This window comes from Aeribacillus composti, from assembly GCF_031760945.1.
GTDB classification, from domain to species: domain Bacteria; phylum Bacillota; class Bacilli; order Bacillales; family Aeribacillaceae; genus Aeribacillus; species Aeribacillus composti.
This window is the reverse complement of the sequence record NZ_CP134501.1, coordinates 3,445,417-3,468,612: the sequence shown is the minus strand read 5'-3', so window position 1 is coordinate 3,468,612 and position 23,196 is coordinate 3,445,417. Positions and strand designations below refer to the sequence as shown.

The following is a 23,196-nucleotide window of genomic DNA, read 5'->3' as shown; positions in this document are numbered from 1 at the left end:
CTGGGCAATCTTAAATACTTTGCGAAATCATTTAATTTCAGCTTTAGGTCTCGACAGAGCTAAAGGTTTTTTATTACGGTATGGCTGGGATTGCGGCAATAATTTTTCAAATCATTTAAGAAGGAAAGATGCTTATCATACGCTGACATTGAAAGAACTGTTTATCGCTGGTTCGCATATGCACGGCATAACGGCTGATTTAGGCATTTCAGTTAAAGAGCTGCATATCGACCCTGTAACAAAAGATTATTATTCAGAAGGCTATTGGAAGCATTCACAAGAAGCTGAACACCATATTGCCACCTTTGGATTATCTTCTGATCCAGTATGTTTTACACTAATAGGATTTGCAGGCGGATATGTGAGCAATCATTTGGGTAGAAAAGTAATTTTTAAAGAAGTTGAGTGTGAAGGAAAGGGTGATCCGCATTGTCATTGGATTGCCAAACCGGTTTTAGGATTGGGGAGAAGAAATCGAAAAAGAGCTGCCTTATTATGAAGAGGAAAATTTAGGACAAGAGCTAGACAAAGCTTTTATAAGGATAGAAAGGCAGAAAGAAATGTTTAAGAAAGCTCTTATGATTATTGAAAAGTTGACAAATTCGCTATTAAATGGGTGTGGACTAAAGGGGATATTGAACACTTTAGCGGTTGAGATGAATTGTGCTCTTCTGCTGGAAAACTCTCACCGTCAGTTGATTGAAGCGAGCGATTCGCTTCGAAAAATTTATTTAAACAGCGCTGATTATGTGAGGGAGAAAGTGGAAACAGTAGATATAAAAGAAAAATGTAATACGAATCGGATAAAAGTTTCTTCAGCAAAAGGCTATACATTTGAAAAATTAATATCTCCTGTTTTTGTAAGAAACAATATTTTTGGTTATGTTTCACTAATTCGTGAATCAGAAGGCTTTTCGGAATTGGACTATATCGTCATTAAAAAGGCGGCATCCATTTGTGCTATGCAAATAATAAATGAAACTTCTGCGTTTGAAAACGAACAACGAATTAAAAAGAGAATTGCTGAACGCCGTTTTTAGGGGGGGGAATTTTCAGAAGAGGAGCTTACTTACCGATTAAAATTAATGGGATACAATCTTAATCAACCGCAATATGTGTTTTTGTTTCATCTGGACAGCAGCCAAGAGTTTAATCGAAAAGAGCTTGAAGATTCGCTTAATCATTATAAAACTGCAGCAGCTGAAAGCTTAAATAAATTGATCAAGCAGCAAGGTTTAGCATGCATAATGACAACAAAAGTCAATCAGCTGATTGCTGTTATCCGTCAATTTTCATCTGAAGTTTCATGCGGGCAATGGCTAATTGATCAGATTTTCTCCGAGATTAAACCTTTTGAAATGAAATTGGGGATCAGCAGTTTATGTCAGCAAGCATCAGATTTGAAAAAAGGATTAAAAGAAGCAGAAAAAACAATTAAGATTATGAAGTTTTCTAAAAGCAATGCGAAAGTCAAAGCATTTAAGGAGCTTTTAGCGGTTGCGAAGTTAATATGCTCTGAAAATTTACCGGAAATGGAAGCCCTTTCACATACAATGCTTCAAAAAATAAAAAACTACGATGACAAGCATGCTCAGATTTATTAGAAACGCTTTATTGGTATGTTGAAAATAACGGACATCTATATAAAACAGCCGAAAGAATGCATGTTTCATTAGGGTATGTTCGTTACCGACTGAAGAGGATGCAAGAAATTGGCGGGTTTGATTTATCGTCGAGCCAAGGCTTCTTTGATGTTCATGCTGCGGTCAATATTTATCTTTTCTTAGGGCTCATTGAAGTCAAAATGAAATAAAGCGCAAGTTTTATAACCATGACAATTTGTCCAATAAACTCTACTCCCTCTTGCACGCTCAGGCTGCTTCAGAGGATTTTCATCAGAAAATACAATCCATTCAGGAAATTTGCAAAAATGATTATCCGATTTTTTAAGTGAACGCTTTTTAAAAATTTTACAATGGGTTTATGGTGCTAGGAACGTTTTTTTCTACACGGTGGAGAAAATAAACCCCAATACTTTTTAAATGGGGGAATTTACCCCCTTCTTCCGCAAATTTCTTCAATAAATTACAAATCTTTACATTATTCGTAAGAGTATGGTACTATTAATACTACTAAAACTCGTAAAAAATGGGGTTACTGAAAAATGAATAAAATGAATATTCTATCTATTAAAATAGAAAATGAACGAGCATATATGATTTCATTGGCTGAGAAATATGGATATACATCTGAGGTTGTGTTAAAAATCAGCCAGGAACTTGATAAGCTGATTCATCAATACCAAATCGAGCTCTTAAAAAAAACGAAGTGAACTTGGCAGTATTGATAAAATTATCTCCCGTCTTGAATCAAAATGGTATCTACCTTTCAGCTTTCAAATTGGGCAATCGTAAGAATGGCAGCTCTTTTGATTTTCCGACACATATTTTAGATTCCCGGAGTATACCGCTGTTCTTGTTCTATGAGCCCCAAGATAGAATATGAAAACATCATCTTTTCGTTTGTCAATTGGCTGTTTTTACAAAGTTTCACCACTGCTTTTTTATTTGTAAAGGTTAAATCACGGCGCAGGAAGAAGGTTTAGAAGATGGATAAACAGGCCGTCAGGGAAAAAATATGGACTCAGCTTGAAAAAGAGAAGCTTGGACGCTTTCCGTTTCCGCTGAAAAATAGAATTCCAAATTTCAAAGGAGCTGAACAAGCTGCAAAAATTGTTGCTTCGATGCCTGAATATAAATCGGCAAAAGTCGTAAAGGTGAACCCTGATGCTCCGCAGCTTCCAATTCGGACGAAAGTGCTAATTGATGGAAAGACTCTTCTTATGCCAACTCCAAGATTAAAATCCGGTTTTATCATGGTGAAGCCTGAATGGGTGCCAAAAGGAGAAGAGAGAAAAGCAGCCAGCTTGAAACATATGAATACGTTCGGAAAGGAAATCTCTCTCGATCAGCTGCCAACTATTGATTTCATTGTGGTTGGATCGGTTGCAGTCCATAGGGACGGGCGCAGAATTGGAAAAGGCGAAGGATATGCCGATCGCGAATATGCCATTATTCGGGAGCTTGGGCAGCCTTCTGTTCCTGTCGTCACGACTGTTCATAGCATTCAGCTGGTAGAAGACGATTTTCCTATTGATCCGTATGATTTGACGGTTGATTGGATTGCTACAGAAAAAGAATTGATCAAAACGAACACTCCTTATTCAAAGCCGGAAGGAATCATTTGGGAACAAGTAAGTGAAGAAGAGAAAGAACAAATGCCTGTTTTAAAAGAAATTTGGGCAATGCTATACAAGCGTTCTTAACGATCATTCCCTTGCATTTACTTTATTTAGCATGACGTCATCCCATTCATTTAGAAGCAGGAAAACTGGGAATACTCCGCATAAAGTTTGTGAAAATTCTCAATTTTCTATCTCTTATTATTTTCTCAGAAGAAAACGGAACAATGTACAATAAATTTTAAACAGTTTGAAAACGAATCGTTTTTTTCTGCTATTAGGCAATTGTATAATAGAGTTAGAAGTGCAGATATGATGATTGGGAGGCCTATAAATGCAAGGGGAGACGATGCATCCAAAATTAGAAAAAATTGTCGAAAATGTTGAAAAAGTTATTGTAGGAAAGAGTGAACTGGTCATTTTAAGTTTGTCGGCATTGCTTGCTGGAGGGCATGTGCTTCTCGAAGATGTACCCGGAGTTGGAAAAACGATGATGGTGAAGGCATTGGCAAAGTCTGTTGGGGCTGATTTTAAAAGAATTCAGTTTACACCTGATTTACTGCCTTCAGACGTTACTGGAGTATCGATATATAATCCGAAAACGATTGAATTTGAATACCGACCAGGACCGATTATGGCTAATATTATTTTGGCCGATGAAATAAATCGAAGCTCACCAAAGACCCAATCCGCCTTGCTTGAAGGCATGGAGGAAGGGAGTGTCACCATTGATGGCGTGACAATGCCGCTTGAAAAACCTTTTTTCGTTATGGCGACACAAAATCCGGTTGAGTATGAAGGAACTTATCCGTTGCCGGAGGCTCAATTGGATCGATTTTTACTAAAACTGAAAATGGGCTATCCTTCCGTTACAGAAGAAGTAGAAGTGTTGACAAGAGCTGAAAAAGGACAGCCGCTTGATGAACTAACGTCAGTCATCACCAAAGACGAATTAACGACACTTCAGGAAGAAATCAAACAAGTATATGTAGATGATACGATTAAACATTATATTGTAGACATCGTAAATAAGACGCGGAACCATGATTCCGTCTATTTAGGAGTCAGTCCCCGTGGTTCTGTTGCACTTATGAAGGCATCTCAGGCGTATGCGTTTATTCATGCCCGAGATTATGTGATCCCCGATGATGTTCAATATTTATCCGTGCATGTCCTGCCCCATCGCATTATTTTGACATCTGAAGCGCGTTATGAAGGGAAAACAGCTGAACAAATCATTGAAGATATTCTTGCCGAAATCCCTGTGCCTGTAGTGAGGTCGCTGTGAAATCAATGAAAGGCTTGCTAAAAGGCACACGGCTGGCGTGGAACCTTGCTTTTTTAATATTGCTCGTGGCGGCTTCCTTTGCATATGCCATGTTTCAAGGAGGATTTGTCAGCTGGTTTTTATTGTATTCATTGCTGCCGTTTGTTGTTTATTCTGTTGCGTTGGCTCTTTATCCGCTGAAGAAGCTGCGAGTTCGGCGCAAATTAAATAAAACGGAATTTCAAGCAGGCGAACCGCTTGTTTGTACTATCGAAATTGAACAGCCGTTTCCCTTCCCTTTTTTCTTTGGAATCGTTGAGGATGTCCTTCCTGAAAAGCTGAAAAATTCGGGATCAGCGAAGATTGTATTGTTTCCTTGGTGGAAAAAACGTTTTTCATTCCAATATTCGTTATCTAATCTTCCGAGGGGATCCCATCATTTTGAAACAGTGCGATTTAAAACAGGAGATTTGTTTGGAATCATTGAAAGAGAAGGCATTTATTCGGCAAACAATCACATTGTGGTCTATCCGCCATTTTTTGAGTTTCAGTACCGTCCCCAACAACTTTCACTTGAAAAGGATGCAGGTTTTGCAAGAACACGATATATAAAAGATGTTTCGATTGTTGCTGGGGTAAGGGAATATGAACCAGGAGACAAATTATCTTGGATAGACTGGAAGGCGACAGCGAGACGCCATTCGATCATGACAAAGGAATTTGAGCAGCTAAATAGCCAACAAATTGTTTGTTTCATCGATCGAACAAAGTCATCGTCATTTGAAGAGCTTATCTCATTTACAGCTTCGTTCTCTAAAGCAGTGCTCAAAAACGGTTCCAAGCTCGGGGTAGTTTCGGTTGGGAAAACGAAGAAAGTTTTTCCTATATCAAATCATGAGCATCATTGGAAGCATATCCTGTATCATTTGGCAGTGGCGGATTGCGACGGTGAGGACGAGTTTATCAACCAGCTTTTAGAGGAATTGAACAAATGGGGACAGCATTCATCTATCATGATTATGACAAGTCATTTACACCCTTCCTTGATTGACAAGCTTCTAGCGTTTCCGAAGCCGCGTCATGTCACCATTTGGCATGTGACAAAAGCGGTTGAAAAGCCGAGAAGAGATCAAGAACTAATAGATAAATTGCGGCGGCATTCGATAACTGTCCGCACTGTTGACGCCGGCATGTTCCGAGATGCAGCGCAAAGGGTGGGAAGCCGATAATGAAACAGCAAATCGTTAACTTTTGTTTATATTTGCTATCGTTTATTTTGCTGTGGGAATGGCTGCGGCCGCTTGAATATTCGACTGATTCTATCTATACCGTTATTTTCGTTATATTTATCGGAATTTCTCTCTTTTTTACATTTATGCAGCTAAAATGGTATATCTCGTATCCGGTTAAATTATGTTATATTTTCTTTTTTATTCATCAGCTGTTTTACAACGGCTCTGTTTTTGAAATAGGATGGATATTAGAATTTATTCATGATCTTCGCTATAACTTAAACTTGATCACCGAAAGGTATTTCGGCGGAATGACTCCTCCATTCCGGACGTTTCTTTTCTTTGTATTATTGTGGCTGCTTGTCTATTTATTAAACTATTGGATTATTCAGAGAAAAAGAATTTTATTATTTTTAATTTTAACTATTACGTATGTGGCAGTATTAGATACGTTTTCGCCATATGATGCAACTTATGCGATTATACGGTTAGCGGTGGTTGGATTTTTCCTTTTAGGTCTTCTGTATTTTGAAAGGATGATTTTTTCGGAGAAAATTCCGTTTAGGTCTATTTTGTATTGGAAATGGATTGTGCCGCTTTTGGCAATGATTGTTGTTTCCGCTGCGATCGGGTGGCTCGCTCCGAAAGCGGCCCCCCAATGGCCAGACCCTTTACCGTATTTTTCGAAGTATAAACAGGACGGAGAAGGGGAGCATTTGTCAAATTCGGTTGTCAAAAAAATCGGTTATGGTACCAATGATGAGCAATTGGGCGGTCCGTTCATTCCAAACGATGCACCTGCTTTTCGGGCGTATGTAGAAAGACAGCATTATTGGCGAGTTGAAACAAAAGATGTTTATACAGGAAAAGGCTGGATTACAAGCGACAGACAATTTTCCATTGCAAATGGATTTATCGGTCCGTATTTAAACTTGACGAGTAGTCAGGTTCAAACGGAACAGCTTGTTTCGACTGTAGAAATTGAGCGCGAATATCCATATCAGCATATTATTTATCCGCTTGGATTGCAGGAAATTTCCAGTGATGCTGATCAATACCGCATCGATCATGTTACGGAGAATATATTCCCAATGTTTAATGAATCGGGGGAACGGCTTTCCAGCTATTCTTTGAAATATTCTTATCCCTTGTTTGAAATTGAAAAATTGCAGGCTGTTCACTCGAATGAAGGTGCTCCAAAAGAATTGGTTGAACGATATACGCAGCTTCCTGCAAGCCTTCCGGAACGCGTGAAAAATCTCGCTGTGGAGATTACAAAAGATAAAAACAACTTTTATGATAAAGCCAAGGCGGTTGAACAGTATTTTTTGAAAGAACCGTTTGTATATGAAACGAATGATGTGGCTGTCCCGGAATTGGATGAAGATTATGTCGATCAGTTTTTATTTGAAACGAAGAAAGGATATTGCGACAATTTTTCAACATCTATGGTTGTTCTTCTTCGGTCTGTCGGAATTCCGGCGCGCTGGGTAAAGGGATATACCCCTGGGCAGTTTGTAGAAACGACAAGCGAAGGATTGGAAGTGTATGAAGTAACTAGCAACAATGCCCATTCGTGGGTAGAGGTTTATTTTTCTGGAATTGGCTGGGTCCCTTTTGAACCGACGATCGGTTTTTCCAATCCGCAGGAATTTGCACATCAATCAGATGAAAATCAACAAGATTCATCCGCTGCCGAACAAGAACAAAGTCAGCCGCTTGAGGAAGAAAGTCAAGAACAAATCGATACGGATGATGCTAAGCTGTCAAAGGAATTCCCTTTTTCGCTATCACCAGCTGTTATTGTCTCCATCGGTTTCATCTTGTTTATAGCGGCATGTGTGTTAATACTTTTCAAAACGAGAAATAAATGGATGACCAGTTGGATGACTAGCTTCTATAAACGGAATCATGATGAGAAAGATTTTTTGAAAGCATACAGACTTTTGCTTAAATCTCTGGAAAGATGCGGCTACAAACGTGAAAACGGGCAAACGTTAAGAGAATATGCAAAACAGATTGATCAAATGTTTGGAACAAATAGTATGTCGCAATTAACTTACATTTATGAGCGGGCGCTGTATCGGGGCGATGATCCAAGCAAGGAATGGGAGCAATCGAAAGAATTATGGGAAGATTTAATCAAAAAAACAACTTCTTGACCGGGTCTTGATCACTTGGTATGATAAGAAAAAATTCATAGCGGGAAGCTCCTTCGTATATCCTCGATAATATGGTTCGAGAGTCTCTACCGGGTTACCGTAAATAACCCGACTATGAAGGCAGAAGTTAGTAGATGTACTAGAATTCTGCCTTTTTTTCGGTAGAATTCTATTTTTTTGAAGTCAGATGTGAAACAATATATTGATCCATCAAAATAATGAGGTGAACACGTTGGAGAACATCCAAGACATGATCTTAGTGTTAGATTTCGGCAGCCAATACAATCAATTAATTACGCGCAGAATTCGCGAATTTGGTGTTTACAGCGAGCTTCATCCGCATACGCTGTCGATAGAAGATATCAAAAAAATGAATCCGAAAGGAATTATTTTGTCAGGGGGTCCAAACAGCGTATATGACGAAAAGTCTTTTCGCTGCGACGAGCGGATTTTTGAACTCGGGGTTCCAGTGCTCGGAATTTGCTATGGCATGCAATTAATGACCTATTTGCTCGGGGGAAAAGTGGAAAAGGCGAAGCACCGGGAATATGGGAAAGCAGCTTTACAAGTAAAGGAAAAATCGCCGTTGTTTGAAGGCTTGCCTGATGATCAAATCGTTTGGATGAGTCACGGGGATCTTGTGGCCGATATTCCGAACGGCTTTAAAGTAGACGCCACTAGCCCATCATGTCCATTTGCCGCAATCAGCAATGATGAGCGGAACATGTACGGGGTTCAATTTCATCCCGAAGTGCGCCATACAGAATTTGGAAACGACCTATTGAAAAATTTCGTTTTCCGCATTTGCGGGTGCACAAATTCGTGGACGATGGAAAACTTTATTGAAATGCAAATAGAGAACATCCGCAAAACTGTCGGAAATAAGAAAGTGCTGTGCGCGCTAAGCGGCGGGGTGGACTCATCTGTTGTAGCCGTTTTAATCCATAAAGCGATCGGCAATCAATTAACGTGCATTTTTGTTGACCACGGACTCCTTCGCAAAGGGGAAGCGGAAAGCGTCATGAAGACGTTTAGCGAAGGGTTTAACATGAATGTCATTAAAGTAGATGCAAAAGACCGCTTTTTAGAAAAATTGAAGGGTGTTACTGACCCGGAAAAGAAAAGAAAAATCATCGGCAACGAGTTTATCTATGTTTTTGATGATGAAGCGGCAAAATTGGAGGGCATTGAGTTTCTTGCTCAAGGAACACTTTATACAGACATTATCGAAAGCGGTACGCAGACGGCGCAAACGATCAAATCGCATCACAATGTCGGCGGACTTCCGGAGGATATGAAATTTCAACTGATTGAACCATTGAATACACTCTTTAAAGACGAAGTTCGCGCACTTGGAACAGAGCTTGGTATTCCAGATGAAATCGTTTGGCGCCAGCCGTTCCCGGGACCAGGATTAGCCATTCGGGTTTTAGGAGAAGTAACGGAAGAAAAGCTAGAGATTGTTCGGGAATCCGATGCTATTTTACGAGAGGAAATTAAAAAAGCCGGATTAGAGCGGGACATTTGGCAATATTTCACCGTTTTGCCTAACATCCGCAGCGTAGGTGTGATGGGCGATGCCCGCACGTACGATCATACAATTGGAATCCGTGCTGTCACTTCAATTGACGGCATGACTTCAGATTGGGCTCGTATTCCGTGGGAAGTGCTGGAAATGATCTCTACGCGGATTGTCAATGAAGTGCCGCACGTGAACCGAGTTGTCTACGATATTACAAGCAAGCCGCCGGCAACAATTGAATGGGAATAAATCTGACCAACTTGTATAAATCGGAATTATCATATTTATATAATAAATATAAACATTCTCGTATAATTTCGGGAATATGGCCCGAAAGTTTCTACCAAGCTACCGTAAATAGCTTGACTACGAGGTGTTGACGGTTCGATGGCTGAAGGAGGAGAGGATCCTTTTCCTTTCTCACATTGGGCTTTCAGCAACCTCATGGTCAAGCGCATCCTTGGAATGGAGCGCTTATTTTTTTGCTTAAAGTTTTTTATACAGCCAATTGTAGGAGGACTTTATAATGAAAAAATATTTTCAATTTGATGAACTTGGCACTAATTACCGCAGGGAAATTATTGGCGGAATTACAACTTTTCTTTCAATGGCCTATATTTTGTTTGTCAATCCAGCAACGCTTTCATTAAGCTCTGTTGCTGATTTTCCCAATGAATTGAGAATGGATCAAGGAGCTGTCTTCACTGCGACCGCGTTGGCTGCAGCCATCGGGACACTCATCATGGGTATTGTGGCACGGTATCCGGTAGCTCTTGCTCCCGGTATGGGATTGAACGCGTTCTTTGCTTTTACTGTCGTTTTGACGTACGGCATCCCTTGGCAAACAGCCCTTTCAGGTGTTCTTGTTTCAGGTCTCTTTCTTGTCTTGCTGACGCTTAGCGGATTGCGGGAAAAAATTATTGATTCCATTCCGCCGGAGCTGAAGCATGCAGTCGGTGCGGGAATCGGATTGTTTATCACATTTATCGGTTTTCAAAATGCAGGCATAATTGTTAATGATGACGCTGTTCTTGTCGGATTGGGAGACTTGCGGAATGGAAATACTCTTCTATCTATTTTTGGATTAACTATTACGATTATTTTAATGGTTCGGCAAGTGAAAGGCGGCGTGTTTTACGGCATGGTGATTACGGCCGTTGTCGGAATGATTTTTGGCCTTGTTCCAAAACCGGATAAAATTATTGGGGAAATTCCGAGCTTGGCTCCGACGTTTGGAGTAGCTTTAGGACATTTAGGAGATATTTTTTCTTTACAAATGCTTGTCGTAATCTTAACGTTTATGTTTGTTGACTTTTTTGATACGGCAGGAACGCTGGTTGCGGTTGCCAATCAAGCAGGGTTATTGAAAAACAATAAACTTCCGCGAATCGGCAGAGCTTTAGTATCTGATTCAATGGGAACAGTTGTCGGAGCGATTTTAGGAACATCTTCAACCACTTCTTATGTAGAATCATCAGCAGGGGTTGCGGCAGGCGCGCGGACAGGTTTTGCTTCCATTATAACGGCAGGATGTTTCCTATTAGCTTTATTTTTCTCGCCGCTATTGAGCGTTATTACATCTTCTGTTACGGCTCCAGCGCTCATTATTGTCGGAGTTTTAATGGTATCATCTTTAGGGCATATAAAATGGGATCAGTTTGAAATTGCTGTTCCGGCGTTTTTAATCTTGATTACAATGCCATTAACGTACAGCATCGCAACCGGTATTGCTATCGGCTTTATTTTCTACCCGATCACGATGCTTCTGAAAGGAAGAGGAAAAGAGATTCATCCGATTTTGTATGGTTTATCTATTGTATTTCTGCTTTATTTCATCTTTCTTGTCAATTAATAAGAAGTCGAAGGATCAGACTGAAATGCTGTCTGATCCTTTTCTTTTGTTTCAAAAGGCAGCAAAACGGCACAGATCATGATCAAGGTTCATCAAAATCCGAACATTCGGGGTTTAAAGAAAAATAATGTTCGATTTTATCGTTGACATAATGATTTTTCATTGTTAAGATGGAGTCGAAAACAGCATATGAAAACTAAAACCTCATATAATCTTGGGAATATGGCCCAAAAGTTTCTACCCAACAACCGTAAATTGTTGGACTATGAGGGAAAGTAATCGACAAGATTTTTCAACTGAGCATACATATTGCTTATGCCCGGTTTGTGTTACTTTCCCTTATTGATAGGGAAAATGCAGAAGCGGGCTTTTTTTATGCCTTTCAATTATTGTCAAGATTTTTAACGAAGGTGGCAACCTATAATTAAAAATAAAGAGGGGAGCATCGCCATGAATCCTGTCGTTGGAGTGATAATGGGAAGCACTTCAGATTGGGAAACGATGAAGCATGCCTGTGAAATATTAGATGAGATGAATATTCCTTATGAAAAAAAGGTTGTTTCTGCCCATCGCACACCTGATTGGATGTTTCAATATGCAAGCACTGCCAGGGATCGCGGAATTCAAGTGATCATTGCAGGCGCAGGCGGAGCAGCACACTTGCCGGGAATGGTTGCAGCGAAAACAACTCTCCCTGTCATCGGAGTTCCGGTTAAAACAAACGCGTTAAACGGATTGGATTCGCTGCTCTCGATCGTGCAAATGCCCGGCGGCGTGCCTGTTGCAACAGTGGCGATAGGAAAAGCGGGCGCGGTGAACGCTGGTCTGTTAGCGGCGCAAATTTTGTCAATCAATGATGCTGATGTTCAGCAAAAGCTTGAACAACGGCGAGAATATATAAGAAAAAACGTCATGGAAAGCAGTGATCAGCTTGTATAAAAAACTTTTGCCTCAAAGTACAATTGGAATCATAGGAGGCGGTCAACTAGGCAAACTTATGGCTATCGCTGCCAAAAATATGGGATATCGTGTGGCGGTGCTTGATCCAACACCGAATTCTCCATGCGGCCAAGTGAGCGACATTGAAATCACAGCCCGTTACGATGATTTGGATGCAATCAAAGAGCTTGCGAAGGTGAGCGATTGTATAACGTATGAATTTGAAAATATTGATTACGAGGCGTTAACTTGGCTTGAGCAAAACGCCTACTTGCCTCAAGGAAGCAGACTGCTCGCCATTACACAAGATCGCCAGACGGAAAAGGAAGCAGTGGCGAACGCTGGTGTAAAAGTTGCGCCGTATGAAGTCGTTGAATCAGAAGATGATTTTTATCAAGCCGTATCCAACATAGGCATCCCGAGTGTTTTAAAGACATGCCGCGGAGGATATGATGGGAAAGGCCAATTTGTACTAAAGCAAGAAGAAGATATAGAAGAAGCAAAAGCTTTGTTGAAGAACGGACGCTGTGTATTGGAAAAATGGATCGCGTTCGACAAAGAAATTTCGGTTATTGTCACTAGAAGCGTGACAGGTGAAGTCAGCACATTGCCTGTTGCCGAAAACATTCATGTTAACAATATTTTGCACGAAAGCATTGTACCTGCAAGAATTTCTGATTCGTTGAAGGAACAGGCGGAGGAAACAGCAAAAACATTGGCGGCGAAGCTTGGGCTGATTGGAACGCTGGCAGTTGAAATGTTTGTGGCAAACGATGAAATTTATATAAATGAGCTCGCCCCCCGGCCTCATAATTCAGGTCATTATTCATTAAATTTATGTGAAACATCGCAGTTTGAACAGCATATTCGCGCGATTTGCGGATTGCCTCTCGGAAACACGAAGCTCATTCATCAAGGAATTATGGTGAATATACTGGGCCAGCATCTAGAGCCTGTGTTGAAAAACGAAGAGCTGCTGAAAAAAGGGAAATTATTTTTATATGGAAAAGCGGAGGCAAAAATCAACAGAAAAATGGGACATATTACGTTCTTCAGTGATGAAATTGAGGAACTATTGACATATATCGAATCGACTCAAATTTGGAATGTTTGACAAGCTATTCATAAACAAGACGGAGAGATCAATAGGAGGTTGCAGGAATGATTGAACGATACACACGTCCTGAAATGGGCGCGATTTGGACGGAAGAAAACCGCTTTAAAGCTTGGCTTGAAGTGGAGATTTTAGCATGTGAAGCGTGGGCGGAGCTTGGTGTGATCCCGAAGGAAGATGTAAAAAAACTGCGTGAACGTGCTTCATTTGATGTGAACCGAATTAAGCAAATTGAAGAGGAAACAAGGCATGACGTAGTGGCGTTTACCCGTGCTGTATCAGAAACGCTTGGCGACGAACGAAAATGGGTGCATTACGGATTGACCTCCACTGATGTCGTGGATACCGCTTTATCTTATTTGCTAAAGCAAGCGAACGAAATTTTACAAAAAGACTTGGAAAATTTCATCGCTATTTTAAGAGATAAAGCGTTGGAGCATAAATACACCGTCATGATGGGGCGTACGCACGGGGTGCATGCAGAACCGACAACGTTTGGTTTGAAATTGGCGCTATGGTATGAAGAAATGAAGCGAAATCTAGAGCGGTTTAAACGCGCAAGAGAAGAGATTGAAGTCGGCAAAATTTCCGGAGCAGTCGGCACTTATGCCAACATTGATCCGTTTGTGGAGCAGTATGTGTGTGAAAAACTCGGTTTAAAGCCGGCGCCGATTTCGACGCAAACATTGCAGCGTGATCGACATGCCGAGTACATGGCTACGCTTGCTTTAATTGCTACATCGATTGAAAAGTTTGCAGTTGAGATTCGCGGCTTGCAAAAGAGCGAAACCCGCGAGGTGGAGGAGTTTTTTGCCAAAGGACAGAAAGGTTCATCTGCGATGCCGCATAAGCGCAATCCGATCGGATCGGAAAACATGACAGGAATGGCAAGGGTCATTCGCGGAATGATGCTGACGGCTTACGAAAATGTTCCATTGTGGCATGAGCGCGACATCTCTCATTCTTCGGCAGAGCGCATCATTTTGCCAGATGCTACGATCGCGTTGAACTACATGTTAAATCGATTTGGCAATATTGTGAAAAACTTGACGGTCTTCCCTGAAAATATGAAGCGCAATATGGAGAAAACGCTGGGATTGATCTACTCACAGCGGGTTTTGCTTGCGCTGATCAATAAAGGTATGACACGTGAAGAAGCATACGATTTAGTTCAACCGAAAGCGATGGAAGCGTGGGAGCGCCAAGTTCCGTTTAGAGAGCTGATCGAAGCGGAAAAACAAATTACAACAAAGCTTTCGAAAGAAGAAATCGATGACTGCTTCGATTACAATTACCATTTGAAAAATGTGGATTACATTTTTAAACGCTGCGGGTTAGAACAGTAGATGTCCAAATGGGGCGCGGCAAATCGCAAAAACTGCCCTGCCCCTTGACATAAAATGGAAGGCCAATATTCCGCATTAGGAGGCATGATCATGACCGTTCAAAAGGGCTCATTGCTGTACGAAGGAAAAGCGAAAAAAATTTATGAAACAGACGATCCCAACATTTTTCTTGTTTATTATAAAGATTCCGCTACCGCGTTTAATGGGGAGAAAAAAGCTGAGATTGTAGGCAAAGGACAGCTAAACAATGAAATTTCAAGTTTGCTGTTTGAAAAGTTAAATGAACACGGCATTCCGACCCACTTTGTTCAAAAAATTTCGTCAAATGAACAGCTTGTCAAACGGGTGACAATCATTCCGATTGAAGTAGTTGTACGAAATATTGTGGCAGGAAGCTTATCCAAAAGATTGGGCATTGCCGAAGGAACTGAGATTAAAAAGCCGATCATTGAGTTCTACTATAAAAATGATGACCTGGGAGACCCTTTAATTAACAGTTTCCATATTGAACTACTAGAGCTTGCGGATAAAGAGCAGCTGGATGAAATAAAAACATTAGCTTTCAAAGTAAACGATATTTTATTGAAGCATTTTCATGAAAGAAACGTGAGACTAGTAGATTTTAAGCTTGAATTTGGCTTGCTAAACGACGGAACGCTTGTTGTTGCAGATGAAATTTCCCCTGATACGTGCCGACTTTGGGACAAACATACAAATGAAAAGCTTGATAAAGATGTATTCCGCCGGGATATCGGCAATTTGACGGATGCTTATAAAGAGATTTTAAAACGTTTAGGAGGTACAGTTCCATGTACAGAGTAAAAGTATATGTTACATTGCGTGAAAGTGTGCTTGATCCTCAAGGAAATGCGGTGAAAAATGCTTTACATTCAATGAATTTCAATGAAGTGGAAGATGTTCGGATTGGGAAGTACATGGAGCTAGCAATCGGAAAAACGGATCGAAATGTCGAAGAGATTGTAGACGAAATGTGTAAAAAGCTTTTAGCAAATCCTGTGATTGAAGACTACCGTTATGAAATAGAGGAGGTAGCCGTCAAGTGAAATTTGCCGTGATCGTTTTTCCGGGTTCCAATTGTGACGTTGACATGTACCATGCCATTAAAGACGAACTGGGAGAGGAAGTCGAATACGTTTGGCATGACGCTCAAGATTTAAGTGGCTTCGATGGCATTCTCCTTCCTGGCGGCTTCTCATACGGCGATTATTTGCGCAGCGGAGCCATTGCCCGTTTTGCCAATGTTATGAAGGAAGTTGTGAAAGCTGCAGATGAAGGGAAGCCTGTACTTGGCGTTTGCAATGGGTTTCAGATTTTGCTTGAGGCTGGTCTTCTTCCGGGTGCCATGAGACGGAACGAGAAGCTGAAATTTATTTGCCGCCCTGTGAAATTAAAGGTGGAAAACAACGAAACGATGTTTTCGAACAAATATGATAAGGGCGAGATTATCACCATTCCGATCGCACATGGGGAAGGAAATTATTATTGTGATGAAAAAACTCTTGAAGAGTTAATCGCAAACAAGCAAATTGTTTTTACGTATCAAGATAATCCGAACGGAAGCTTAAATAACATTGCAGGCATCGTAAATAAACGCGGCAATGTCCTTGGAATGATGCCGCATCCGGAACGGGCAGTCAGCGAACTTTTAGGAAATACAGACGGGTTGAAATTGTTTCAATCGATTGTAAGAAGTTGGAGGGAAGCTCATGTCACAAATTCTTGAACCAAGTCCAGAAATGATAAAAAACGACAAAATTTATAAGCAAATGGGAGTTAGTGATGAGGAGTTTGCCCTCATTGAAAAAATATTAGGACGATTGCCGAATTACACGGAAATTGGAATTTTTTCTGTTATGTGGTCAGAGCATTGCAGCTACAAAAATTCAAAACCAGTATTAAAAAAGTTTCCAACAAAAGGAGAACGTGTGCTGCAAGGACCTGGTGAAGGAGCAGGGATTGTTGATATCGGCGACAATCAAGCCGTCGTCTTTAAAATAGAAAGCCATAACCACCCTTCTGCAATCGAACCGTATCAAGGTGCAGCAACAGGAGTCGGAGGCATTATTCGCGATGTTTTCTCGATGGGAGCCAGACCAATCGCTCTCCTTAACTCTCTTCGCTTTGGGGAACTTACAAGCCCGCGTGTCAAATATTTGTTTGAAGAAGTTGTCGCTGGCATTGCCGGATACGGTAACTGTATCGGAATTCCAACCGTTGGAGGAGAAGTGCAGTTTGACGCTTCCTATGAAGGAAATCCGCTGGTCAATGCGATGTGTGTCGGACTCATAAACCATGAAGATATCAAAAAAGGGCAAGCAACTGGTGTCGGCAATACAGTGATGTACGTCGGAGCCAAAACCGGAAGAGACGGCATTCACGGTGCTACATTTGCTTCCGAAGAATTGTCGGAAGCTTCCGAAGAAAAGCGTCCGGCTGTTCAAGTTGGAGATCCTTTCATGGAAAAACTGCTTTTGGAAGCTTGCCTTGAAGTAATCAAATCTGATGCACTTGTCGGCATTCAAGATATGGGAGCAGCGGGGCTTACAAGCTCATCGGCAGAAATGGCGAGCAAGGCGGGCTCAGGAATTGAAATGAACTTGGATCTTGTTCCTCAGCGGGAAGCAGGAATGACTCCTTATGAGATGATGTTATCCGAATCGCAAGAAAGAATGCTTCTCGTAATTAAAAAAGGGCGGGAGCAGGAAATCATTGATCTGTTTAAAAAATATGATCTGGAGGCTGCACCGATTGGGAAAGTTACAGATGACAAGATGCTGCGCCTTATTCATAAAGGAGAAATCGTTGCGGAAATTCCTGTTGATGCGCTTGCGGAAGATGCGCCTGTTTACTATAAACCGTCTAAAGAACCTGAATATTATCGCCAGTTTCAAAGCATGCCGCCCTATGTTCCAAAAGTTGACGATTACAAAGAAACGCTTCTTGCATTGCTGAAACAGCCAACGATAGCCAGCAAGGAGTGGGTATATGACCAATACGATTATATGGTGCGGACGAACACTGTTGTAGCGCCCGGTTCTGATGCGGCTGTCCTAAGAATCAGAGGGACGAAAAAAGCTTTGGCGATGACAACCGATTGCAACTCACGCTATTTATATTTAGATCCAGAAGTCGGCGGAAAAATTGCAGTTAGTGAAGCAGCAAGAAACATCGTATGTTCAGGAGCGGTGCCGCTCGCTATTACAGACTGTTTAAACTTCGGCAGCCCGGAGAAACCGGAGATTTTTTGGCAGCTTGAAAAAGCGGTGGACGGCATGAGCGAAGCGTGCTTAGCTTTAAATACACCTGTCATTGGCGGAAATGTTTCCTTGTACAATGAAACGAACGGAACAGCTATTTATCCAACTCCGGTTGTCGGGATGGTCGGACTTATTGAAGATACAGATCATATTACAACGCAATCATTTAAAGAGGCGGGCAGCATCGTTTATTTGCTTGGTGAGACAAAACTGGAATTTTCCGGAAGTGAATTGCAAAAAATGCTTGAAGGCAAGATCTTTGGCAAAGCGCCGGAAATTGACCTGGAAGAAGAGAAGCAACGTTTAGATCAGCTGTTAGCTGCCATTCGCGAAGGGCTTGTCCAGTCGGCTCATGACGTTGCCGAAGGAGGCCTGGCCGTTGCGCTAAGTGAATGCTTAATCGGAACGGGTCTTGGAGCGGAAATTACGATCAACGGTGATGCATTGGCAGGGCTGTTCAGCGAATCCCAGTCCCGCATCGTCGTTTCCGTAAAACCGGAAAACAAAGAGGCGTTTGAAAAGATTGTTCAAGCTGAAGCTATCGGAACGGTCACAAACAGCGGAATTCTTAAAATTGTCAACGGCAATGGAGAAACATTGATTCAAGCATCAGTGGAAGAGTTAGAACAAGCTTGGAAAGGAGCTATCCCATGCTTGCTGAAATAAAGGGGCTAAATGAAGAATGCGGTGTATTCGGCATATGGGGTCATAAGGACGCTGCTCAAATCACTTATTACGGTCTGCACAGCCTTCAGCATCGCGGACAAGAGGGGGCAGGGATTGTCGTAACAGACGGCGAAAAACTGACAGGGTTTAAAGGGGAAGGACTTGTCACAGAAGTGTTTGCCAATGGGGTAGACAATTTAAAAGGAACAGGAGCTATTGGCCATGTTCGCTATGCGACGGCTGGAGGAGGCGGCTATGAAAACGTCCAGCCGTTCCTTTTTCGATCGGAGCAAGGCGGTCTCGCATTAGCTCACAACGGAAATTTAGTGAATGCTTCCGGATTGAAGCATCAGCTTGAAAATCAAGGAAGCATCTTTCAAACAACGTCAGATACAGAAGTTCTTGCTCATTTAATTAAAAGAAGCGGCTATTTAGAGCTAAAAGATAAAGTGAAAAACGCGCTTACGATGATTAAAGGGGCATACGCCTTTTTAATCATGACGGAAACAGAGCTGATGATTGCCCTTGATCCGAACGGACTCCGTCCTTTATCTATCGGACGTCTCGGTGATGCATATGTTGTCGCTTCGGAAACCTGCGCTTTTGATGCTGTTGGAGCTCAGCTCGAAAGGGACGTTGAGCCTGGCGAGCTTATCATCATCAATGGTGAAGGACTGAAAAGCGAACGTTTTTCCAAAACGATTAACCGTGCGATTTGTACGATGGAATACGTTTATTTTTCACGCCCTGACAGCAATGTGGAAGGAATAAATGTTCATACTGCAAGAAAAAATCTCGGCAAACGGCTTGCGATAGAAGCGCCTGTAGAGGCGGACGTAGTGACTGGAGTTCCGGATTCCAGCATATCTGCGGCGATCGGCTATGCCGAGGCATCCGGTATACCGTACGAGCTCGGTTTAATTAAAAACCGATATGTCGGCCGTACGTTTATTCAGCCGTCCCAATCATTGCGGGAGCAAGGAGTGAAAATGAAACTTTCCCCTGTCCGCGGGGTAGTGGAAGGCAAACGGGTTGTCATGGTGGATGACTCAATCGTAAGAGGAACGACATCGAAGCGTATTGTCAAGATGCTGCGGGAAGCAGGGGCAACGGAAGTGCATGTCCGCATCAGTTCACCGCCGATTGCCAACCCTTGCTATTACGGTATTGACACCTCCACTCATGAGGAGCTGATCGCTTCTTCTCATACTGTAGAAGAAATTCGCAGCATCATTGGCGCCGATAGTCTTGCTTTCTTAAGCACAGAAGGGATGCTGGATGCGATCGGAAGGAAATATGAAGGTGAATTTCGCGGGCAATGTATGGCATGTTTTACAGGAAAATATCCGACAGACATTTATGAAGATACGATTCTTCCTCATGAGAAAGGCTAATATGACAGACCAAAGGAGGATAATTCATGTCCAAAGCGTATAGAGAAGCAGGTGTGGACATTCATGCGGGCTATGAAGCAGTTCGCCGCATGAAAAAGCATGTGGAAAAAACGAAGCGTCCCGGTGTTTTAGGAGGGATCGGCAGTTTTGGCGGAATGTTTGATCTGGCAAGCTTAGGATATAAGGAGCCGGTGCTTGTTTCCGGAACAGACGGAGTGGGAACGAAGCTGAAGCTTGCCTTTATGGCGAATAAACACGATACGATTGGAATAGACGCTGTGGCTATGTGTGTAAACGACATTTTGGCACAAGGTGCGGAGCCGCTTTTTTTCCTGGACTATTTGGGGCTCGGGAAAGCAGACCCTGAAAAAATTGAAAAAATTGTTAAAGGTGTTGCCGATGGCTGCCTGCAGGCGGGTTGTGCGCTCATCGGTGGAGAAACAGCGGAAATGCCCGGCGTATATGATGAAGATGAATACGACATTGCCGGCTTTGCTGTCGGTGTTGTCGAGAAAGAAAACATTGTCACAGGCGAACGGATCAAGCCTGGGCACTTTCTCATCGGCCTTTCATCAAACGGCATCCATTCAAACGGTTATTCACTCGTTCGCAAAGTGCTTTTGGAAGAAAATAAGCTTGATTTACATGAAATATACGAGCCTCTAACCGAAACGCTCGGAGAAGAATTGCTAAAGCCGACAAAAATTTATGTTTCTTCCGTCCTGCCGCTTGTGAAAGCATATAAAGTTGACGGCATGGCCCATATTACCGGAGGAGGGTTTATTGAAAACATCCCGAGAATGCTTCCGGAAGGGCTTGGAGCAGAAATCGATTTCGGTTCATGGCCGATTCATCCGATTTTTACCTTTATTCAACAGCAAGGAAATATCGATTTGTCTGAAATGTTTGAAGTGTTCAATATGGGAATCGGCTTTGTTCTGGCGGTCGAAGAAGATGTTGTTCAGCAGTGCCTTAATGAGCTTGAAAAGCTGGGAGAAAAGGCTTTTCTCATCGGCCGGGTAAAAGAAGGAAGCGGAATTCGGCTGAAAGGAGGGCCTTTTTCATGAAGCGGATCGCGGTGTTTGCATCCGGGAGCGGCTCTAATTTCCAAGCGATTGTAGACCATGTAAAGAGCGGGAAGCTAAAAGCAAATGTGATGCTTTTAGTTTGTGATAAACCCGGTGCTAAAGTGGTGGAGCGGGCAGAAAAGGAGCAGATTCCTGCTTTTGTTTTTGATCCGAAGCAATATGAGTCGAAGGAACAGTTTGAAGAAGATATTTTACAGCAATTGAGGCACTATCAAGTGGACTTTATCGTGCTGGCCGGCTACATGCGTTTAATCGGCCACACTCTTCTTGACGCTTTTGCGGGGAGAATTGTGAATATACATCCTTCCTTGCTTCCTGCATTTCCGGGAAAACATGCAATTGAACAAGCGCTCCGTGCCGGCGTAAAAATTACGGGTGTCACCATCCATTATGTTGATGAAGGAATGGATACAGGCCCGATCATCGCTCAGCGTGCGGTTGAAATCAGCGAAGATGATGATGCTAATACACTTGCAGAGAAAATCCATAAAATCGAGCATTCATTTTATCCTGAAACAATAGGAAAAATTTTAGAAAAATTAGAGGTGAAAGCATGACAATCAGACGGGCAATTGTCAGTGTATCTAATAAAGCAAACATCATTCCGTTTGTGCAAGAGCTTGTCAATCTTGGGATCGAAGTAATCTCCACTGGCGGAACGAAAAAGCTTCTTGAGGAAAATGGAATAGATGTCATTGGAATTCAGGAAGTAACCGGTTTTCCGGAAATTATGGACGGAAGAGTTAAAACGCTGCATCCTGTTATTCACGGGGGGCTGCTAGCGGTTCGCAGCAATGATATCCATATGAAGCAGATGGAGGAAAACGGTATTCAACCGATTGACTTAGTCGTTGTGAATTTATATCCGTTTAAAGAGACAATTGCCAAAGATGGCGTGACTTTTGAGGAAGCGATCGAGAACATTGACATCGGCGGGCCGACGATGCTTCGGGCTGCTGCAAAAAATCACCAAGATGTAGTAGTTGTCGTTGATCCTGAAGATTATCCCGTCATTTTAGCCGAACTGAAAGAGAACGGAGAAGTAAGCATAGAAACAAAACGGAAGTTGGCTGCCAAAGTATTCCGTCATACTGCTGCATACGATGCACTGATTGCGGAATATTTAACAGAGCAGGCAGGGGAAGAAGAGCCTGAATCGATTACTGTGACATTTGAAAGGAAGCAATCCCTTCGTTATGGGGAAAATCCTCACCAACAGGCAACGTTCTATAAAAAGCCGATCACGCCTCCATCATCTATTGCCGAAGCCGTCCAGCTCCATGGAAAGGAATTGTCGTATAACAACATTAAAGATGCGGATGCGGCACTTAGCATTGTCAAAGAATTTGATGGACCGGCAGCGGTCGCTGTTAAGCATATGAATCCGTGCGGCGTCGGCGCAGGTGAAACCATTTTTGAAGCTTATAATCGGGCATATGAGGCGGACCCGACTTCAATTTTCGGCGGCATTGTTGCACTGAATCGTGAAGTTGATCAGAAAACGGCTGAAAAAATGAGCGAAATTTTTTTGGAAATTATCATTGCCCCTTCGTTTAGCCAAGAAGCTCTTGAAATATTAACGAAAAAGAAAAATATTCGATTGTTAACGATCGACTTTTCGAAAAAATTCCAACCGGAGAAGCAGCTGACATCTGTTTACGGCGGCCTTCTTGTTCAAGATCAAGATATTTATACGCTCGATGACGCGAACATTTCAATCCCAACAAAAAGACAGCCGACTGAACAAGAATGGAAGGACTTAAAGCTTGGCTGGAAAGTCGTGAAGCACGTCAAGTCAAATGCGATTGTTTTGGCAAAAGATGAAATGACCGTTGGTGTTGGTGCAGGCCAAATGAACCGGGTTGGTGCTGCCAAAATCGCGATTGCACAGGCTGGCGAGAAAGCGAAAGGCAGTGCACTTGCATCAGATGCGTTCTTCCCAATGCCTGACACCGTTGAAGAAGCAGCGAAAGCAGGGGTTACAGCAATCATACAACCAGGCGGATCCATTCGCGATGAAGATTCGATAAAAAAAGCGGATGAATACGGAATTGCAATGGTCTTTACTGGAGTCCGTCATTTCAAACATTAAGAA

21 protein-coding genes, 1 pseudogene and 3 riboswitches are annotated in these 23,196 nt (G+C 42.2%); all 22 genes and pseudogenes read left to right on the top strand.

The genetic code is table 11. The features are described from left to right. Nucleotides 1-19 precede the first annotated feature (19 nt). The 22 genes and pseudogenes from RI196_RS16810 to purH all read left to right on the top strand — a co-directional run bounded on the left by RI196_RS16810 (nt 20) and on the right by purH (nt 23,193). Nucleotides 20-499, top strand: a complete 480-nt coding sequence (locus RI196_RS16810) for a V4R domain-containing protein (protein ID WP_094244353.1) — start codon at nt 20-22, stop codon at nt 497-499. A gap of 61 nt (nt 500-560) precedes the next feature. Continuing rightward, nucleotides 561-1,040, top strand: coding sequence for a hypothetical protein (locus RI196_RS16805; protein ID WP_311066585.1), 480 nt, complete (start codon nt 561-563; stop codon nt 1,038-1,040). Nucleotides 1,041-1,085: 45 nt separating this feature from the next. Continuing rightward, nucleotides 1,086-1,604: a hypothetical protein gene (locus tag RI196_RS16800; RefSeq protein ID WP_311066584.1), complete on the top strand. Its 519-nt coding sequence runs from the start codon at nt 1,086-1,088 to the stop codon at nt 1,602-1,604. Nucleotides 1,605-1,657: 53 nt separating this feature from the next. Further along, nucleotides 1,658-1,813, top strand: a pseudogene (locus RI196_RS18675) (hypothetical protein); the annotation flags it as partial. 351 nt (nt 1,814-2,164) lie between these two features. Continuing rightward, complete coding sequence (locus RI196_RS16795) at nt 2,165-2,332, top strand: aspartyl-phosphate phosphatase Spo0E family protein (RefSeq protein WP_082829641.1); 168 nt, start codon at nt 2,165-2,167, stop codon at nt 2,330-2,332. Between the two features lie 276 nt (nt 2,333-2,608). Further along, nucleotides 2,609-3,325, top strand: a complete 717-nt coding sequence (locus RI196_RS16790) for a 5-formyltetrahydrofolate cyclo-ligase (RefSeq protein WP_311066583.1) — start codon at nt 2,609-2,611, stop codon at nt 3,323-3,325. A gap of 250 nt (nt 3,326-3,575) precedes the next feature. Then, nucleotides 3,576-4,529 (top strand): AAA family ATPase, encoded by a 954-nt coding sequence (locus RI196_RS16785; RefSeq protein WP_130156652.1) that lies wholly within the window; start codon nt 3,576-3,578, stop codon nt 4,527-4,529. Between the two features lie 5 nt (nt 4,530-4,534). Next, entirely contained in the window at nt 4,535-5,737 is a 1,203-nt protein-coding gene (locus RI196_RS16780) for a DUF58 domain-containing protein (protein WP_242513761.1), read from the top strand. After that, nucleotides 5,737-7,902: a DUF4129 domain-containing transglutaminase family protein gene (locus tag RI196_RS16775; protein WP_311066582.1), complete on the top strand. Its 2,166-nt coding sequence runs from the start codon at nt 5,737-5,739 to the stop codon at nt 7,900-7,902. The genes RI196_RS16780 and RI196_RS16775 overlap by 1 nt, the downstream gene beginning before the upstream one ends. A gap of 33 nt (nt 7,903-7,935) precedes the next feature. Beyond that, nucleotides 7,936-8,037, top strand: a riboswitch (purine riboswitch). 115 nt (nt 8,038-8,152) lie between these two features. After that, nucleotides 8,153-9,673 (top strand): glutamine-hydrolyzing GMP synthase, encoded by a 1,521-nt coding sequence (gene guaA, locus RI196_RS16770; protein WP_311067374.1) that lies wholly within the window; start codon nt 8,153-8,155, stop codon nt 9,671-9,673. A 38-nt stretch (nt 9,674-9,711) separates the two neighbouring features. Continuing rightward, nucleotides 9,712-9,813: riboswitch (purine riboswitch) on the top strand. Between the two features lie 137 nt (nt 9,814-9,950). Next, a complete protein-coding gene (locus RI196_RS16765) occupies nt 9,951-11,276 on the top strand; it encodes an NCS2 family permease (protein WP_063388831.1) in 1,326 nt (441 codons plus the stop codon). Between the two features lie 184 nt (nt 11,277-11,460). Beyond that, a riboswitch (purine riboswitch) is annotated at nt 11,461-11,562 on the top strand. 164 nt (nt 11,563-11,726) lie between these two features. After that, a complete protein-coding gene (gene purE / locus RI196_RS16760; protein WP_063388830.1) occupies nt 11,727-12,215 on the top strand; it encodes a 5-(carboxyamino)imidazole ribonucleotide mutase in 489 nt (162 codons plus the stop codon). Beyond that, entirely contained in the window at nt 12,202-13,329 is a 1,128-nt protein-coding gene (gene purK, locus RI196_RS16755) for a 5-(carboxyamino)imidazole ribonucleotide synthase (RefSeq protein ID WP_311067373.1), read from the top strand. Before purE ends, purK begins: the two co-directional genes overlap by 14 nt. A 47-nt stretch (nt 13,330-13,376) precedes the next feature. Beyond that, nucleotides 13,377-14,675: an adenylosuccinate lyase gene (gene purB / locus RI196_RS16750; RefSeq protein WP_063388828.1), complete on the top strand. Its 1,299-nt coding sequence runs from the start codon at nt 13,377-13,379 to the stop codon at nt 14,673-14,675. Between the two features lie 90 nt (nt 14,676-14,765). Next, nucleotides 14,766-15,497, top strand: coding sequence for a phosphoribosylaminoimidazolesuccinocarboxamide synthase (gene purC / locus RI196_RS16745; RefSeq protein WP_063388827.1), 732 nt, complete (start codon nt 14,766-14,768; stop codon nt 15,495-15,497). After that, nucleotides 15,485-15,739, top strand: coding sequence for a phosphoribosylformylglycinamidine synthase subunit PurS (gene purS / locus RI196_RS16740; RefSeq protein WP_063388826.1), 255 nt, complete (start codon nt 15,485-15,487; stop codon nt 15,737-15,739). Before purC ends, purS begins: the two co-directional genes overlap by 13 nt. Continuing rightward, entirely contained in the window at nt 15,736-16,419 is a 684-nt protein-coding gene (gene purQ, locus RI196_RS16735) for a phosphoribosylformylglycinamidine synthase subunit PurQ (protein ID WP_063388825.1), read from the top strand. The genes purS and purQ overlap by 4 nt, the downstream gene beginning before the upstream one ends. Continuing rightward, nucleotides 16,403-18,619: a phosphoribosylformylglycinamidine synthase subunit PurL gene (gene purL, locus RI196_RS16730; protein WP_066252092.1), complete on the top strand. Its 2,217-nt coding sequence runs from the start codon at nt 16,403-16,405 to the stop codon at nt 18,617-18,619. Before purQ ends, purL begins: the two co-directional genes overlap by 17 nt. Beyond that, nucleotides 18,604-20,013 (top strand): amidophosphoribosyltransferase, encoded by a 1,410-nt coding sequence (gene purF, locus RI196_RS16725; RefSeq protein WP_063388823.1) that lies wholly within the window; start codon nt 18,604-18,606, stop codon nt 20,011-20,013. Before purL ends, purF begins: the two co-directional genes overlap by 16 nt. Before the next feature lie 26 nt (nt 20,014-20,039). Next, nucleotides 20,040-21,080: a phosphoribosylformylglycinamidine cyclo-ligase gene (purM, locus tag RI196_RS16720; protein ID WP_311066580.1), complete on the top strand. Its 1,041-nt coding sequence runs from the start codon at nt 20,040-20,042 to the stop codon at nt 21,078-21,080. Further along, nucleotides 21,077-21,658, top strand: coding sequence for a phosphoribosylglycinamide formyltransferase (purN, locus tag RI196_RS16715; protein WP_066252087.1), 582 nt, complete (start codon nt 21,077-21,079; stop codon nt 21,656-21,658). Before purM ends, purN begins: the two co-directional genes overlap by 4 nt. Continuing rightward, the gene (gene purH / locus RI196_RS16710) at nt 21,655-23,193 is read left to right on the top strand and encodes a bifunctional phosphoribosylaminoimidazolecarboxamide formyltransferase/IMP cyclohydrolase (protein WP_311066579.1); all 1,539 of its coding nucleotides are present in this window, start codon (nt 21,655-21,657) and stop codon (nt 23,191-23,193) included. Before purN ends, purH begins: the two co-directional genes overlap by 4 nt. Nucleotides 23,194-23,196: the final 3 nt, after the last annotated feature.